The sequence below is a fragment of the Psychrobacter sp. T6-5 genome (assembly GCF_052258485.2).
In the GTDB taxonomy this organism is placed as follows: domain Bacteria; phylum Pseudomonadota; class Gammaproteobacteria; order Pseudomonadales; family Moraxellaceae; genus Psychrobacter.
Window position 1 is genome coordinate 2,886,422 of record NZ_JBQQEY020000001.1, and the last position, 16,341, is coordinate 2,902,762.

Sequence of the window (16,341 nt, forward strand, 5' to 3'; positions counted from 1 at the left end):
GCTACATCTTTACATTGGTTCATCCTATGTCCGAGCCTATCACTCAACCCGCCTCCACACACCCTATAGATAATGCACCTTGGGAGCGTTACCGCCGACCCTATGTGCGTGATTTGGCGTACGTGCTGGCATGTCCCAATGTCTTGACGCAGTGGATAGACTTTGCACCGCATCAAAACACCCATACGGTTGACGTACATAGCGCGCAATTTTGGCAAACCCAGTTTGAGGTGTACGAGCAACGATTAACAGAGCTAGACACCACTACCGCCTATCAAGAGCTGACTCGTTATTTACTTAAACGCCCTAGTCCCAATCGTCTGGGTTTTCATTTTGAGGGACTGCTATCGTTTTGGTTAGAGGATGGCTTTGCGCGCAAGCTGCATCCGTATGAGACCCTAGCAAACAATGTGCAGCTGTACAATGGTAAGCAGACCGTCGGTGAGCTTGATTTGATTTTGTATAATCATGAAGAGGATCTGGTGGAGCATTGGGAGCTAGCCATTAAATTTTTTATGGGATCAGCGCCTTTTGAGCCTGTGAACTGGGTAGGGATTAACTCCAATGATAATCTACAGCGCAAAATTACGCACATGCAAACCAAGCAATTTCGAGCGGTATGGGTAGATACGGAAGATCGCGGACAGGTCAAAATTGATAAGCGCTATGGCGTGATCAAAGGGCGATTCTTTTTACCGATTAATACCACTGACCTTGGCGATTACGATTGGCCTCATTGGCTAACGCCCAGCTTTCCAATACATGAATGGTGCGATAAGAGAGATAAAACCGCTCTTTCGACGATTGACACCACTTCATTGCGAGCCGCGCATTATATTGAATGGTTCACTAAGCGCGACTTTTATGATGAGCGAAATGCTTATGATAATCGCCAGCAGCCGATAGTTTGGTCAGATAATGAGTTACCTAGGACAGGTTTATATTTTGAAGGTAATAGACCTATTGTCATTTATCCAAGATGGCCAAACGGAGTAGACGAATAACCTTAGCTAACCCAGATGTTTTGAATAAGGTAGCTTGTATGATTGTAGATTTTAACAATCACACACGTTCAGTGAACTGCTCAATAACTCTCAATCACCTGCATTAGCTCATATCTCAACATGTCTGCACTCGGCATACGCTCAGCGTGAAAACGAACGATAGCGATACCTGCACTAGCAAGGGCTTTATCTTTTTTATCATCGGCTTTTTGCCGCGCTTTACTGCTATGTGTCCAGTCATCAAGCTCGATAGCAACAAGCGTGGTCTGAGCATCAACATCCACGATCACATAATCAACGCTCTGGCGACAGATACGATTAAACCAAAAGCTGCGCTCCGATGTCTCGTCACTATTGGCTTCAATGATTCGTGACAGCTGAACCTGCACAAATATATGATATTCCGGCAGCGCATTTTTTAATTTATTAAAAAATATGACCTCAGTGTCGGTCATGATTGGCATTGGGGCAAATGGCCAGATAGCCAGCTCATCACCGCGCACAGGCTTTGGCTCAGGCTCTGCGACTGGGCGTTTTGCCAATAGTTTTGGTAACGTAATCAGCCCTAAAAACCCAACGGCCAAGATTAAAAATATAGCGCCAAATGACATGGTTTTACCTTATACAATATAACAGTGACCGGCTAACGCTCACAACTCTAAAGAGTTAATGATTGGCTGATCACCACAGGGCAACCTCTGCAGGCTGACAGGTTATACAAAAATGAGTAATAAAAATGGTGCTCATCGTAACCAAGCTTGCGCCAATCGGCAAACGATAAAACAAAAAACACGACAGCAGATGTCGTGTTTTAATCATTAAATAATAATTCAATTCAGCACTAAAGAAAATATTTCATCTATCTACCCATCAATCTCTGACGACAGTTGCGAGTCTAAAGCTTAACGCCAGTAAAGTACCCAAGCACCGTTCGTATTGACGTTAGAATCACTATTGATCTTATCTTTTAGTGCCAATGCAGCGACTTTTCCACGTTCAGGACCGACAATGACGCGTACACCGCGACTGGTAGGGCTGGTCTTCACTTGATATCCAGCTTCTTTGAATTTTTTCGCTAACTGATCTGCTTTGGCCTGATTATCTGCGAGCGCTACTTGCACCCCAAAGCTGCCTTTCGCATCGGTTTCTTTAACTTCTTGACGAGCCTCACGAAGCTTTTGCTGAGCGTCTCGCTTAGCCTCAGCCGCTTTTTCGGCAGCAGCGGCTTCACGCTCCAGACGTTGCACTTGATTACGCGATGGTATGGTAATGTTTTGACCCAGCTGTAATGAGGTCGATGGTGAAATGTTATTTGCTTGAGCCAAGACTTCGACAGGCATATTGTACTGTCTCGCAAGCTTAATCAGCCCATCGCCTTTTTTGACTTGATAATCAGAAGGCGATTTTGGTGGTTCATTTTTAGCGGCTTCAGCTGCTTTTCGCTCTCTCTCAGCAGCAGCTTCAATCTCAGCCTGTTTTTTGGCCTCAGCTTGTTTCTTTGCCTCAGCTTGTTTCTTTGCCTCAGCTTGTTTCTTTGCCTCAGCTTGTTTCTTTGCATCAGCTGCTTTTTTGGCAGCAGCTTGTCGTTGAGCTTCTTGCTGTTGCGAGGTTTCTGAGATTTGCGAGGCTTCTGGGGTTATGGGCGATGCTAATGCTGATTCTGCTGAGGTAGTAGTTTCTTGAGTGGACTTTGTGCTGTCGCTTTTTTCATCAGCATCTGGCATGCTGTTTTTGACATACTGCTGGCTTTCGGCACGGGCTTTGGCCAACGCTTCAGCTTCAGCCACTTCTTGTTCTGTCAAAAACTCCTGTGCGCGCCTCTCCTGCTCGGCAACACGAGCAGCACGTTCTTTTTGCTTTTGCGCAAGGATACGTTTTTCTGTCTCGATGTCAGTCGTTAGCGGTTGCGGAGATTCTTGCTCGGTCGTTGGCTTCTCTATCATCGCTGATGTTGGCTGTGGCTGGTTGCTCTCGCCAATCTGCTGCACCATGGCGTATAACATCACGCTACCGCCTAGAATCATCCCAATGCCCAATAAGGCTTGTCTCGAAAAGTTCATCCGTTTACGTCTCTTAGTTGGTAATAAGGTTGATTGAGCGGCGCAGGGACTGTCTCGCAGCAATACAGATAATTGCGCTAATAAGTACCTCGTACCGCCATTTACTGCCATCAGTGTTCAAAATCTATGCCGACCTATTTTTGCCAGTCTTGCAAATCATTTTGATTATAAAGCATATTTTTCGTGCTGTCTGCTATCAGGCAAGTACTAAGATTAACACTAAACAGGCGCCACCTTAACTTAAATGATCATACGGCAAGTGCAGCGAGCGCTTCTCCAATTGTATGAAAAGAACCACATACAACAATTAGATCTTGTGGCTGACTGTCAGCTATCACCGCATACGTCGCTGCATGCAAGCCATCGAATTCATATATGTTGGCGCTATCCACATACTGAGTTAAGACGCCTTGTAGCTGCTCGGTACTCGCGGCACGGGGATAATCAATCTCAGCAATGAACCAATCACTAATCGGTAAACCTGCTTGAGTCAGACGTTGTACCACTTTTTCAATATCTTTATCGCCCAACATAGAGAACAACATTTTGAGTTTTGGACGATCTCTACCAGCTTGGTTGCCGTGTTTACTCAAATGCTGCTGCCAAAATGGCAATAACTGCGCTAGTAAAAACTCCACGCCTTGCTCGTTGTGCGCCACGTCAAACAACCAATGGCGATGATGGCTTTCGCGATAATCAAAGCGCCCTGCCAGTTTGACAGTTTTTAATGCCTGTTCGATGGCATTGATATCGACACTCAATGGACTTGCGAGTACCGCTGATAGTGCATTGGCAGTATTGGCCAAGGACAGCGCAGAGCGTGGTAATTGCAAGGTAACTGCCGCATTACTGTATTGCCAAATCATTGAGTCAATATCGCGGTAGCTAAAGTCTTGCCCAATTTGATAACAAGTTGCCTGCTGGTTATCGATAGCGTTCTGCACGCTAGATGGCATTTCAGTAGCACCATAAATTAAAGAAATACCTTGGCGCAATATACCTGCTTTCTCGCGACCGATGTCCTCAACATTGTCACCTAGCCAGTCGACATGATCGATACCAATATTGGTAATCACTGCCATATCAGGATCAATAATATTAACCACATCTAACCGTCCACCCAATCCAACTTCTAATACCCACACATCACAGTCTGCCTCAGCAAATATGAGCAATGCTGCCAGCGTTGTCATCTCAAAGAATGACAAGGTCAAATCGCACTCTAAACGTGCTGCTTCTACTTTGCTAAAAGCATCAATCAGCGTCTCATCGCTGACCATTTCGCCATTGATACGCACGCGCTCATTAAAGACGCTCAAATGCGGCGATTGATATAGTGCCGTCTTGTAACCTGCGGCCTTACACATTTCGGCGATAACAGCGGTCGTAGAACCTTTACCATTGGTGCCTGCTACAGTGAAGACATAGGCATCATCTTTGGCTGACTGCACTACTCCTAGCGCTTCGGCAACAGGCAATACACGCGATAACCCCATGTCTATCGCAGACACATGTATTTGCTGCATATAATTTAGCCATTCGGTCAAGCTGACCAAACCAACGTTGTCGTTAGGGCTACTAGAGTTGGATGCTACAAGATCAGACATTGATAAAACCTATAGGAAATTTGATAAGAAATAGAAATATATGTGTTGGCTAAAACCAAAAATAGCATTTACCGTGCAATGACGATAAATGCTATTAGAGGGTCTTGCATATGTAGTAGATGTTAGCACGCAGCTAGGCGTTTATGCACTCAATAATTGACTCATGATACTGAGCCATACATCTTGTTAAGCATCTACATTAGGTACACGGCACAGCTTTGCGAGCAAACGATAGATGGTATCGATCAGTTGATGACGATGCACCACTTCATCTACGACGCCATGCTCTAACAGGAACTCTGCACGTTGGAACGGCTCTTCTAACGTCTCACGCACGGTCTGCTCGATCACACGCTTACCAGCGAAGCCAATCATCGCTTTTGGTTCTGCCAAATGGATATCACCTAGCATGGCCAATGACGCAGTCACACCGCCATAGACGGGATTGGTCAATACCACGATGTAAGGGATGCCCGCGATTCTCAAACGTTCAATCGCTGCCGCCGTGCGTGCCATTTGCATCAATGATAACAGACCTTCTTGCATGCGCGCACCGCCAGAAGCAGCAAAGCACACTAAGGGTACTTTTTGCTCAAGCGCTCTTTCAGCGGCTTGTACAAAACGGTCGCCAACCACTGACCCCATCGAGCCACCCATAAAACGGAAATCAAAGGCGCAAGCGACAATATCAAGATTACGCAGCTTGCCATACATGGCAACTAATGCTTCACTCTCGCCTGTCTTTTCTTGTGCTTCGCTCATACGCGCAGGATATGGCTTGCTATCCACAAAGCTTAGCGGATCTTTGGCAGTAAATTCTTGCCCTGTCTCACCGTCTACTTGATCAAGCAACCAATTTAAGCGCTCACGAGCACTCATCGGTAAATGATGATCACAGTGCGGACATACATAGCAGTTAAAAATCAGTGCGGTGTTGGTAATCACAGAATGACAATTGCTGCATTTGGTCGACGGTTCAGTCTCTACCGCGGTCAATTGCGCAGTTAATTGCTGCTTGATACCTGGTATAGGACGGTTAAACCATGACTGCCTATCCGCGTTGCTGTTCGGCTCGGCTTTAGCAGTATTATTATCGAGTTTTGTTGCTGTATCAGTCATATTATTTGCCATCATAAAAGGCTTATTGACAAGTTGGCTCATTCGCTTGTCATTGAGAGTTTAATGGTTGTCTAAACAAAGCGTCAAACCCAGTCATAACATGAGCAATTATGCGACACGCTGATGTTGCAATCCTACGTGTCGATCGTTTGGTTAGGTGCTTGTTGATAGATGATGTGCTTGTTGAGACTTTTTGACAAATGCTTTTTGGCAAATACTTTTTGACAATAGTCACTGACAAACCACGGCTATCAGACGCCATATAATAGTCATGTTAGTTTACACTCGTAAACTAAATTTAGCAAAGTCATTTCACGTCATCTTTCAGTAACGTTTTTGAGTCATTGATTCCCATCATTTAACTTCGTGATTCAAGGACAACTACTCAAAATAACTACTTCAAACCAGCTATCGCCTTTATAACTATTACCTTCATCAAATTGCCTCAATTAGATACTTAAAACATCATGCAGCTGTTAGCTTAATAAAAGCGATACTAGGATAATGAGTATTAAGCACTCAGACTGTCTAAAGCTGCACGCAGCTCATCCATTTTTGCCATGATGTTTTGCTGAGCACTTGCTACCGCATCGGTATCATTGGCATCGATATCTGCAAAATTCTGTACCAATGCACTACCCACGATAACACCATCAGCATGAGTACCAATTGCTTTTGCAGAGGCACCATCACGAATACCAAAGCCAACGCATACTGGCAAGTCTGTCTCTGCTTTGATTGCTTGAACTTGAGTGGCAACGTCGTCTGTATCTAGCGTGGCTGAACCAGTCACGCCTTTTAGCGACACATAATAAATATAGCCACCACAATGGGTCAATACTTGCTCACGGCGCTCAGGCAACGTCGTTGGCGATAGCAAGAAAATCTCGTTCATTGAATGATCAGTCAAATGCTGCGTAAAGCTGCCCGCCTCGGCTGGTGGCAAATCTACCATCAATAAGCCATCCACGCCTGACTGCTCGCATAGCGCCACAAAGTTGTCATAGCCGATGATTTCAACAGGATTAAGATAGCCCATTAAAATAATTGGCGTCTGCGTATCAGTTTGACGAAACTCTGCCACCATTTTTAGCGCATCACGAGTACTCGTACCTGCTGCTAATGCGCGCTCACCAGCCAACGCAACCACAGGGCCATCTGCCATCGGATCAGAGAACGGCAAACCAACTTCGATCATATCTGCGCCGTGCTTGACCAAATCATGCAATAGACCGACGGTCGTTGCAGGATTAGGATCGCCTGCCATGACATAAGGAATCAGGGCTTTTTTATTTTGTGATTTTAAAGTTTCAAAAGTGCTTTCAATTCTGGTCATAGTGGTCTCTTAATTATTATAAACTGGCTTACTTAACCCTTTATTTAGCAATCTGCATTAGGTAAAGGGCATTAAGCAATTTTCTTTATGTATGAAGGAGAGTTTAGCAACTTATAAAATACTCGTTACTACATCTCAATCCCTTCAGCCTGCATGACTGAATGCAAATCTTTGTCACCGCGACCTGACATATTAACGATAATTGTCTGATCAGGCGTCATGGTTTTAGCCAGTTTCAATGCATAAGCGACAGCATGAGCAGTCTCAAGCGCAGGGATGATGCCTTCTTTACGCGTGGACTCATGGAAGCCTTCTAGCGCTTCTTTGTCAGTACAGCCAACATACTCAACGCGCTTCATGTCTTTTAAGAAGCTATGCTCTGGACCAACACCAGGATAGTCAAGACCGGCTGAGATAGAATGCGTCTCCTGAATCTGGCCATCATCATCTGCCATGAGGTAAGTACGGTTGCCATGTAATACACCGATACGACCCGCAGCCAATGGCGCTGAATGGCGACCTGACTCAATACCATCACCTGTTGCTTCAACACCATACATTTTGACATCAGTATCGTTTAGGAAATCAAAGAACAAACCGATAGCATTTGAGCCACCACCGACACAAGCAACCAATGCATCTGGCATTTTTCCTGTTTTTTCTAAATGCTGAATGCGTGCTTCTTTACCGATGATCGCTTGGAAATCACGAACCAACAGCGGATAAGGATGCGGACCTGCAACCGTACCAATAATATAATAGGTGCTATCGACATTGGTCACCCAATCACGCATGGCTTCGTTCATCGCATCTTTTAGCGTGCGTGAGCCAGAAGTAACCGGCACGACTGTCGCCCCAAGCAAGCGCATACGATAGACGTTCATTTTTTGACGCTCGACATCGTCAGCGCCCATATAGACGATACACTCTAGTCCCAAGCGCGCAGCAATCGTTGCGGTCGCGACACCATGCTGTCCTGCACCAGTCTCAGCGATGATACGTTTTTTGCCGCACATCTTGGCAAGCAGTGCCTGACCAATGGTGTTGTTTACTTTGTGCGCGCCTGTATGGTTTAGGTCTTCACGCTTAAAGTAAATTTGCGCGCCGCCGATCTCATCGCTTAAGCGTTTGGCATGATAAAGCGGTGTTGGACGACCGACATAATTAACCAAATCATTGTGGTACTCTTCCCAGAACGCTGGATCTGCTTTGACTTTGGTATAAAGCGTCTCAAGCTCTTCTAATGCCGCCATCAGCGTCTCAGAGACAAAGCGTCCACCATGTACGCCGAAATGTCCGCGTGCATCGGGATATTGGTTAAAATCCTGTACATTTTCAGGATTGGTAAAGGTGTTTACAGATTGCGCTGTAGTAGATAAATCTTTGTTCGCGACATGACTCATGATAATTCCTACTGTAATAAGTGGTATTTTTTAGAATAAATATAAAGAGAAAAATGAAATAAGATTGGAACAGAAAAATCGGAATAACGATCAAATAAGCCTATTATATATAGAAAACAACCTACGATAACAAACTTAAATGGCGTCAGTGACCGTTTCGTTTTGCCATCGGTCGCGCTTGACCGCTTTCATAAAGGCACGCATCTTGGCGGCGTCTTTTTTACCTTTATCAACCTCGATACCACCACTGACATCGACGCCGTAGATAGGCAGATTTGATGTCTCTGCGACATTTTGCGCATCAAGACCACCAGCCAATACAATTGGTAGCGCGCTGTCATGGGGAATGAGACTCCAGTCAAAACGCTGCCCTGTTCCGCCATATGCCGCTTGATGATACGCATCGAGCAAAATACTACTGGCACCTGCGTCAGCAAACTGTGCAATCTGAGCACGAACGCTATCGGGTGTGTCTTGCTCTGCATTGATACGCAGCGCTTTCACCCAGCGTTTCTTGACTGTGCTTGCCAGCTGCTCACACTGTTCAGCCGTTTCATCACCGTGAAACTGAATGATATCAAAAGGTACATCGTTTGCTAATTTGACTAGCTCATCTTTAGGCATATTAACCACTAACGCCACCACGCTGACGAAAGCAGGTACCGCAGCGCTTAGAGTTTGTGCTTGCTCTATCGTGACCGCACGCGGACTTGGCGGATAAAACACCAAACCGACTGCGTCTGCACCTAACTGTGCCGCAGTCTGTATATCACTAAGCTGAGTAAATCCGCAAAACTTAACGTGCATTTTGTGACCTTGGATTTTATATTCATAAATCTGACATCGATTATAGCGACATCAGATAGCGTCAGACTAAAGATAAATCGTGAGATATGATGAGAAATTGTTACGCAAACGGCAAAGCCATTGCATCCAAAAACTTATCCTAGCATACTTTTATGCTCAGTTTTGTTTATGATTGCGATTGATTAATATAGGGATACTTTGATGTCAAAGACTACTAACAACAATGGTAGCAATAATAAAAATAATGACAGTAGCGATAGCGACAGTCCATTGCATTACTTGATGTGGTTTCGTCGAGATTTGCGCATTCATGATAATACCGCATTGGCAGCACTGTGCGAGCGGGCTAATGAAGACAATGCATCGGTATCCGCCATATTCTTTTTGACGCCCGAGCAGTGGCAACAACATGACACCTCTCTAGTACAAGTCGATCATATTGCCCGTACATTACCTATACTAGCAAAGGATTTGAAATCACAACTGAATATCACTTTAACGGTACAGCTCTGTCCAAGCTTTTCTGACTGTATAGATGCTCTGACGAGCTTATGCAAGGACAACGATATCAGCTGCGTCATGGCTAACCATGAATACGAAGGCAATGAGATTGATCGTGACGAGCAATTGTGTGAGCAGCTTGCAAAGGACGACATCGAGTTTGTCCGCTGGCATGACCAATGTATCTTGCCACCGCTGAGTATCACGACAAATGACGGCGATAGTATGTATAAAGTCTTCACGCCATTCTATAAAAAATGGCGACATACGCTAGACGTTAGCACCATTCAAATGCATGACGCACCAGCAGTCGACTGCGATGATAAAATCGAGCTAAAAGCATCGAAAAATAGTGCCAATACAGTTGACGATATCAAAGCCCTCAGTAAAGAAATGTTTAGTGATTATCAAAAGACGCTACAAAAAGAGGACTCGTTACAACATATCGATATGAAAGCCCAACTCACTGCCGCAAGAGATGCCTACCCTGCGGGTGAATCGGCTGCTTGCCAGCGCTTAGATGAGTTTGTCGATGATGATATCAATGACTATGATGTCAGCCGTGATGTGCCGCACCTGCATGCCACCAGTCAGCTATCCGCTTATCTCACTATAGGCACCATTAGTCCTCGGCTCTGCTATCTACAAGCCAGCAAAGTACAAGAAAAGCTACACGGTAATGATGGCGATAATGAAGATATCGACCGTTGGATAAGCGAGCTTGCTTGGCGAGATTTTTATCGTCATGTGCTGGTCGATAAGCCAAACCTGATTCGCCATAAAGCGTATAAAGAGGACACTGACACCAAAGTGAGTTGGTCATACGATGAAGAGGATTTTGAATCTTGGTGCACTGGCAGAACAGGCGTGCCACTCGTTGATGCTGCGATGCGCTATCTGAACGCTACTGGATTTATGCACAATCGACTAAGAATGGTCACGGCGATGTTTTTGACCAAAGACTTGTTGATTGATTGGCGCTTGGGTGAGCGCTACTTTATGCAGCAGCTCATCGATGGGGATTTTGCCTCCAACAATGGCGGATGGCAATGGAGCGCGTCAACAGGAACTGACTCAGCGCCCTACTTCCGTATTATGAACCCCTTTAGCCAAGGCAGCACTCATGATAAAAAAGCGATCTTTATCAAAACGTGGCTACCAGAACTAAAAGACATCCCCGCGAGCACTTTGCATAGTGAGGATAAAATGCGTAAAGCATTGGCAAAGGGTGGGGAGTTTGCCGATGTGGACTACCCTGCGCCGATGGTCGAGCATAAATCAGTACGTAAGCTCGCCATTGCTGAGTTTAAAAAAGAGTAAATTAGCTATTAGTGGCTGCAGGCAATTGACATGCGCCTGCACCCTGCGTGTTGACCGTCACGACCGCACCCGTTAAAGCAAACAGCTGCTGCAATTGCGTTTGGGCATTTTGCAGCGCCATATTCATGACATCTCCTCGGCAGGCACGCTCTAGCACTTCTTTTTTTGCCATGATTTGTGCTTGCGCCAATATCTTAGGATCAACTTGCATCATGCCAAAAGCGCCTGTCTGCCAGTCATAAATCTCGATATCATCTAAATATACTGAAAATATCTCTGTAGGCGGTAAGGTAATATTGATTTGAGGCATGGCTGAGGCAAGTGAATTATTCGCTGCTTGCTCATCCTCTGCATCAGCCATAGTCTGAGTAGGCTGAATGACTTGTACCATCTCAGGCGTCAAGGCACTCAGATCAACCCCTGCTTCGACGCGGCCATGAGCGATGAACAGCGCTTTTTGTTCATCTTGCCACAACTTCATCCAACTCCCCGGACGCTCACTCGTAATCACCGTATCGACGCTGAATGCGACGGTATGTAATCTGTTTAATTGCTGGATTTGTGTGACCACGCCTTCTCGAGTAATGGTTTCTATCGGTTCTTCTTCTGTGATTTTTTGCGCGCTATAAATAGCAAAAACGATGGCTGCTAAACCAATGAGTAATATTACCCAAGACATCGTGGCAATAGGCTGCTTCGCTGGCTTGTGGGTGCCATTGGTATTGTTCATATCAGGACTACTCATAGAAGTTACCTTTGTAAGAGTGCATCGCTTTTCAGATGACTAACGATTTTATGTAATTGAAACAACCGCTTAACCTATAAATGTGACTATTGTGCAGTAAATTCAAGTAATGGCTACCAATCTTCTACATAATACGTAAATTAGGCAATCTCTAAAACATACATTGCCTTTAGCTTAAAAGCTTATAAATAACTCGATTATTTGAGTCTCATCTCAGCCTTTGTATAACGTTCGGTCTGAAAAGACAAAAAGTCATTGCGTCTTAGGCGAACTTTACCTAACATAGTCAGATTGTATGTATAAAATGTCAGTCTTTTAGTATTATCGGGCTTTTGCCCTGAATATATTGCATTTCGGCATGTTCATACCTCAAATCAAATTTGCCTCTCTTGTTTGCTGTTATAAGAGTGGTTCTTACTGATGTGCTTTTTTATACCAGCATGTGAGTAACTAGGAAATACCCTAGATTATTGCTAAGTGATAAAGGTAAGCTTGCGGCGGCAATGAAACGATTAGCCATACGCTCAACATCCTACTATTTCTTATTTTTTTATCGTTGATAAGGTTACGCTTTATTTATGAAAGCCAGTCAATTTTTATTTGCCACACTAAAAGAAACCCCAAGTGATGCCGACATCGCCTCAAGCCAATTGATGGTGCGTGCTGGTCTTATCCGCAAGATCGCTTCTGGATTGTATATTTGGTTGCCCATGGGTCTGCGTATTTTGCAAAAGGTTGAGCGCATCGTTCGTGAAGAGATGCAAAACATCGGCGCGCAAGAATTGCTGATGCCGATGACGCAGCCTGCTGAACTATGGCAGACCAGCGGACGCTTTGAAGACTATGGCCCTGAGCTACTGCGCTTTAAAGACCGTCATGATCGTGACTTTGTGCTGGGTCCAACGCATGAAGAAGTGATCACCAATCTGGCAAAAGGCGAGCTACGTAGTTATAAGCAACTACCGATTACTTTCTTTCAGATTCAAAGTAAATTCCGTGACGAGATTCGTCCACGCTTTGGTGTGATGCGCGCACGCGAATTTACCATGAAAGATGCTTACTCGTTTCATATCGATCAAGCCTCACTTGCCGAGACTTATCGAGATATGTACGACGCCTATACTCGCATCTTTAGCCGTTTGGGTTTTGACTTTCGCGCGGTACAAGCGGATTCAGGCTCTATCGGCGGCTTTGCCTCACATGAGTTTCATGTTTTGGCAGACAGTGGCGAAGATGACATTGCCTTCTCCACCATCTCTGACTATGCCGCCAATATTGAGCTTGCTGAAGCCATTAGCACGGGCGAGCGTCAGCCTGCGACCCAAGAATTAACCAACGTTGATACCGTTAACATGCCAACCTGCGAAGCAGTTGCTGAGCATTTAGACATTCCACTTGCCACCACCGTGAAAACCTTAATTGTTCAAGGTCATACGCCAGAAGGCGAAGAGCAGTTGGTCGCGCTGGTACTGCGTGGCGATCATACGCTCAATGATATCAAAGCGGAAAAAATCGAAGAAGTAAACACGCCGCTGACTATGGCGAGCGAAGAAGAGCTGAAAGCCGCAGGACTACTTAAGGGCTATATCGGTGTCGATCTAGACATACCTGTGTTCGTCGATCGCGCAGCTGCTATTCTCTCTGATTTTGTCGCTGGTGCCAACGAAGTCAACAAACACACAACCGGAGTCAATTGGGATCGTGACGCGCACATCACGCGCATCGTTGATATCCGCAACGTGCTCGAAGGCGACGCCTCACCTGATGGTCAGGGAACCCTACAAATCAAACGCGGTATCGAAGTTGGTCATATTTTCCAGTTAGGTGATAAGTACTCACAAGCACTTGGCTGCAGCGTCTCAGGCGAAGCTGGCAAACCTGTGACCTTGATGATGGGTTGCTATGGTATTGGCGTCAGCCGCATCATCGCTGCTGCCATCGAGCAAAACCACGATGATAACGGTATCATGTGGCCACAAACACCTGATGTAAAAGACTCACTTGCGCCTTTTGAAGTGGCTATCGTACCGATGAAGTCAAAAGAAGAGACGGTCATGCAGACTGCCACTGAGCTTTATGAGACGCTAAAGGCCAAAGGTGTCAACATCCTACTGGACGATCGTAACGAACGCCCAGGAGTGAAGTTTGCTGATTTAGAATTGATTGGTATCCCGCACCGTATCGTCGTGTCTGATCGTAACATCGCTGAAGACAAGTACGAATATGTCAATCGCCGTGACGGTGAAAAAGAGTTGCTCAGCCGTGACGAACTACTGGCAAAACTTGGCTGTGAGTAAATCGCAGTCCAAGCATGACATGTCAATAAACTGAATGTCAGTGTTTGATTTGATGCATAAAAAAGCGCCTATCCCATTTGATGAGATAGGCGCTTTTTTTGTACGACTCATAAATTATTGGCGAATCAGGCGACTCGGCGCAGGCAATAGTGCCATATCACTGACACGGCAAGGATTGATATCAATACCGCCGCGACGTGTATACCATGCACGAACCATCAACTCACTTGGCTTATAATGCTCGCTCAAATCTGCAAATATCTGCTCAACACACTGCTCATGAAAGCCGTTATGCTGACGGAAACTCAATATATAACGGAGCATATCCGCATTATTGACAATCTTTTCAGTTATTATCGACACGGCTAGTGTGCCCCAATCTGGCTGATTGGTCACAGGGCAATTGCTACGCAGCAGATTAGAATAAAAAACATAAGGCTGATTGCTGTTATTTGCCACACACTCACTACTCTTTTCTGTTTCATCATTACTCAACAGTGATGCATCAGGATGCTCAGTTAACGCGATTTTTCCCGTACTACCTGCCAATGCGTCATCAATACAAATACCTGTTGGCTGGGCTATTAGCAGGCTTGCTGCATCATTCAGCGTAAATAATTCCACCTGTACTTCCGCTTGCAAGCAGCCTGACAAGTCTTTAGCGATCAATGTTTGCACGTCATTCCAACTGGCGAACTCAGTAAAATTGATGCTGTTCAAATATAGCTTGAGCGATTTTGACTCTACAATAAATGGGGAGCTGGCAGGAATACTTAACCGAGCCATCGCCACTTGCGAAATACCTTGCAGATTTAACCAAGAGATCTCGAATGCCTGCCACCAATCTACGCCGACCGTTAGTTTGTCAGCGTCCCAACCAATCGCATCACGTCCCATGCTACGTGCAATAGGATATAGCGTCTCTGGGCTATACTCAGTCGGATAATCGGTGGTTTGTTCTCCTAAAATACCATGAATACTCATAAACGGCCCTAACTGCTAAATAAGTTGCTAAATAATGTACGTAATATTGATAGGTCGCTATTTTACCGCAATTGGCCTGTCTGTGTGCGCCTTTTGTATACTTGCGGCTGTCACCGCCTTAGCCAATGAGGATAAGCCGACATTCCCTTTTATTTTTTGATTTCACGTCATTAAATATTGTCTTCCCTAGTTCAGATACCACCCTTATTGATGCTCTAAATTAATCAAAAAGCATATCACGTGGAATGGTACAATTGCCTCTTTTTGCTTATCGCTACTTATGATAAAAAGAATTTCTCTAGGCTCAGGCTGGATGGTTATTGCGGCATTCTTGTTTGCTACGATGAGTATTTTGGTCAAAAACGCCGCCACTCACTTGCACATGAATGAATATGAATTGGCGTTTTGGCGCTCCTTGTTGCCTGCCTTAGTCATTTTTGGCACGACCCTTGCGCGAAAAAAAACCCTCAAGACGCCTTTTTTTTGGGGCCATATGCAGCGTAGTTTAGCAGGCACAACGGCACTATTACTGGCGTTTTATGGTTTGGGCCATTTACCGCTCGCAACGTCTGTGACGCTGAACTACACCTCTGTCGTCTTTATTGCTTTGCTATCTATTTTTTGGCTCAAAGACAAACCATCGCTCAAAACGTGGGGCGCGCTGCTACTGGGATTGGCTGGTATTTGTTTGATGTTAAAACCTGCCTTCGCCTCCGACAGACTGTTGGAAACTTTGATTACGTTAAGTGGCGGTATTTTTACAGCGTTTGCGCTACTACAAGTGCGAGAGCTATCCCTAATGGGTGAGCCTGCATGGCGGATTGTGTTTTACTTTTCGGCAGTGGCTACCATTGTCTCAGCCATAGCGGCGACATGGTTTGGTTGGAGCGCTTTGACGAGTGCGGGTTTGCCTTACATCATTGGTATCGGCTTGGCAGGGCTACTGGCTCAATTAGCAATGACGCATGCTTATCACGTGGGGCAAAAATTCACGGTCGCGGCATTGTCCTACTTAACAGTTGTGTTTTCCGCGGCTTATGGGGTCATTTTTGCCGGTGAAAGCATTGGCTGGATAGAGGTTTTTGGTATTGTAGCGGTCATCTTTGCAGGGGTAATCAGCAGCTTACCTGACAAAAAAGCCGTTAAACTTTCTTAATC

At 45.3% G+C, this 16,341-nt stretch carries 13 protein-coding genes; 4 read left to right on the forward strand and 9 right to left on the reverse strand.

Going from position 1 to position 16,341, the window contains the following annotated elements; genetic code table 11:
• The first annotated feature begins 26 nt into the window (after positions 1-26).
• The gene (locus tag ACTXGK_RS27050; protein WP_443517452.1) at positions 27-1,004 is read left to right on the forward strand and encodes a DUF1853 family protein; all 978 of its coding nucleotides are present in this window, start codon (positions 27-29) and stop codon (positions 1,002-1,004) included.
• 80 nt (positions 1,005-1,084) lie between these two features.
• Here the strand turns inward: ACTXGK_RS27050 and ACTXGK_RS27055 are convergent, their stop codons facing one another.
• From ACTXGK_RS27055 to ACTXGK_RS27085, 7 genes are all read right to left on the reverse strand, one after another.
• Complete coding sequence (locus tag ACTXGK_RS27055) at positions 1,085-1,615, reverse strand: DUF2726 domain-containing protein (RefSeq protein WP_371532694.1); 531 nt, start codon at positions 1,613-1,615, stop codon at positions 1,085-1,087.
• A 291-nt stretch (positions 1,616-1,906) separates the two neighbouring features.
• Positions 1,907-3,175, reverse strand: coding sequence for a LysM peptidoglycan-binding domain-containing protein (locus ACTXGK_RS27060; protein WP_522910153.1), 1,269 nt, complete (start codon positions 3,173-3,175; stop codon positions 1,907-1,909).
• Positions 3,176-3,312: 137 nt separating this feature from the next.
• Positions 3,313-4,671, reverse strand: coding sequence for a bifunctional folylpolyglutamate synthase/dihydrofolate synthase (locus ACTXGK_RS27065; protein WP_443517453.1), 1,359 nt, complete (start codon positions 4,669-4,671; stop codon positions 3,313-3,315).
• A 186-nt stretch (positions 4,672-4,857) separates the two neighbouring features.
• Entirely contained in the window at positions 4,858-5,802 is a 945-nt protein-coding gene (gene accD, locus ACTXGK_RS27070) for an acetyl-CoA carboxylase, carboxyltransferase subunit beta (protein ID WP_197496777.1), read from the reverse strand.
• A 499-nt stretch (positions 5,803-6,301) separates the two neighbouring features.
• Positions 6,302-7,126, reverse strand: coding sequence for a tryptophan synthase subunit alpha (gene trpA / locus ACTXGK_RS27075; protein WP_201599187.1), 825 nt, complete (start codon positions 7,124-7,126; stop codon positions 6,302-6,304).
• Between the two features lie 128 nt (positions 7,127-7,254).
• Positions 7,255-8,529, reverse strand: coding sequence for a tryptophan synthase subunit beta (trpB, locus tag ACTXGK_RS27080; protein WP_443517454.1), 1,275 nt, complete (start codon positions 8,527-8,529; stop codon positions 7,255-7,257).
• 135 nt (positions 8,530-8,664) lie between these two features.
• Entirely contained in the window at positions 8,665-9,336 is a 672-nt protein-coding gene (locus ACTXGK_RS27085; protein WP_443517455.1) for a phosphoribosylanthranilate isomerase, read from the reverse strand.
• A gap of 201 nt (positions 9,337-9,537) precedes the next feature.
• Here ACTXGK_RS27085 and ACTXGK_RS27090 point away from each other — a divergent pair, with 201 nt between their 5' ends.
• Positions 9,538-11,157: a cryptochrome/photolyase family protein gene (locus tag ACTXGK_RS27090; RefSeq protein WP_443517456.1), complete on the forward strand. Its 1,620-nt coding sequence runs from the start codon at positions 9,538-9,540 to the stop codon at positions 11,155-11,157.
• Position 11,158: 1 nt separating this feature from the next.
• On the opposite strand, the gene ACTXGK_RS27095 is transcribed toward ACTXGK_RS27090, so the two are convergent.
• Positions 11,159-11,902 carry a DUF4230 domain-containing protein gene (locus ACTXGK_RS27095; protein ID WP_443517457.1) on the reverse strand — a complete coding sequence of 248 codons (744 nt, stop codon included), beginning with the start codon at positions 11,900-11,902 and terminating at the stop codon, positions 11,159-11,161.
• Between the two features lie 578 nt (positions 11,903-12,480).
• Here ACTXGK_RS27095 and ACTXGK_RS27100 point away from each other — a divergent pair.
• Positions 12,481-14,199, forward strand: coding sequence for a proline--tRNA ligase (locus ACTXGK_RS27100; protein WP_443517458.1), 1,719 nt, complete (start codon positions 12,481-12,483; stop codon positions 14,197-14,199).
• Positions 14,200-14,313: 114 nt separating this feature from the next.
• On the opposite strand, the gene queF is transcribed toward ACTXGK_RS27100, so the two are convergent.
• On the reverse strand, positions 14,314-15,183 hold the full coding sequence (gene queF / locus ACTXGK_RS27105; RefSeq protein WP_443517459.1) for an NADPH-dependent 7-cyano-7-deazaguanine reductase QueF: 870 nt from the start codon (positions 15,181-15,183) through the stop codon (positions 14,314-14,316).
• 280 nt (positions 15,184-15,463) lie between these two features.
• On the opposite strand from queF, the gene ACTXGK_RS27110 reads away from it, so the two are divergent.
• Positions 15,464-16,339 carry a DMT family transporter gene (locus tag ACTXGK_RS27110; protein ID WP_443517460.1) on the forward strand — a complete coding sequence of 292 codons (876 nt, stop codon included), beginning with the start codon at positions 15,464-15,466 and terminating at the stop codon, positions 16,337-16,339.
• Positions 16,340-16,341 lie beyond the last annotated feature (2 nt).

What these genes read in the sequence shown, in the direction of transcription:
- ACTXGK_RS27050 (WP_443517452.1), top strand. Translation starts at nt 27, where the DNA reads ATGTCCGAGCCTATCACTCAACCCGCCTCCACACACCCTATAGATAAT.
- ACTXGK_RS27055 (WP_371532694.1), bottom strand. Translation starts at nt 1,615, where the DNA reads ATGTCATTTGGCGCTATATTTTTAATCTTGGCCGTTGGGTTTTTAGGG.
- ACTXGK_RS27100 (WP_443517458.1), top strand. Translation starts at nt 12,481, where the DNA reads ATGAAAGCCAGTCAATTTTTATTTGCCACACTAAAAGAAACCCCAAGT.
- ACTXGK_RS27095 (WP_443517457.1), bottom strand. Translation starts at nt 11,902, where the DNA reads ATGAGTAGTCCTGATATGAACAATACCAATGGCACCCACAAGCCAGCG.
- ACTXGK_RS27110 (WP_443517460.1), top strand. Translation starts at nt 15,464, where the DNA reads ATGATAAAAAGAATTTCTCTAGGCTCAGGCTGGATGGTTATTGCGGCA.
- ACTXGK_RS27085 (WP_443517455.1), bottom strand. Translation starts at nt 9,336, where the DNA reads ATGCACGTTAAGTTTTGCGGATTTACTCAGCTTAGTGATATACAGACT.
- trpA (WP_201599187.1), bottom strand. Translation starts at nt 7,126, where the DNA reads ATGACCAGAATTGAAAGCACTTTTGAAACTTTAAAATCACAAAATAAA.
- trpB (WP_443517454.1), bottom strand. Translation starts at nt 8,529, where the DNA reads ATGAGTCATGTCGCGAACAAAGATTTATCTACTACAGCGCAATCTGTA.
- ACTXGK_RS27060 (WP_522910153.1), bottom strand. Translation starts at nt 3,175, where the DNA reads ATGGCAGTAAATGGCGGTACGAGGTACTTATTAGCGCAATTATCTGTA.
- queF (WP_443517459.1), bottom strand. Translation starts at nt 15,183, where the DNA reads ATGAGTATTCATGGTATTTTAGGAGAACAAACCACCGATTATCCGACT.
- ACTXGK_RS27090 (WP_443517456.1), top strand. Translation starts at nt 9,538, where the DNA reads ATGTCAAAGACTACTAACAACAATGGTAGCAATAATAAAAATAATGAC.
- ACTXGK_RS27065 (WP_443517453.1), bottom strand. Translation starts at nt 4,671, where the DNA reads ATGTCTGATCTTGTAGCATCCAACTCTAGTAGCCCTAACGACAACGTT.
- accD (WP_197496777.1), bottom strand. Translation starts at nt 5,802, where the DNA reads ATGGCAAATAATATGACTGATACAGCAACAAAACTCGATAATAATACT.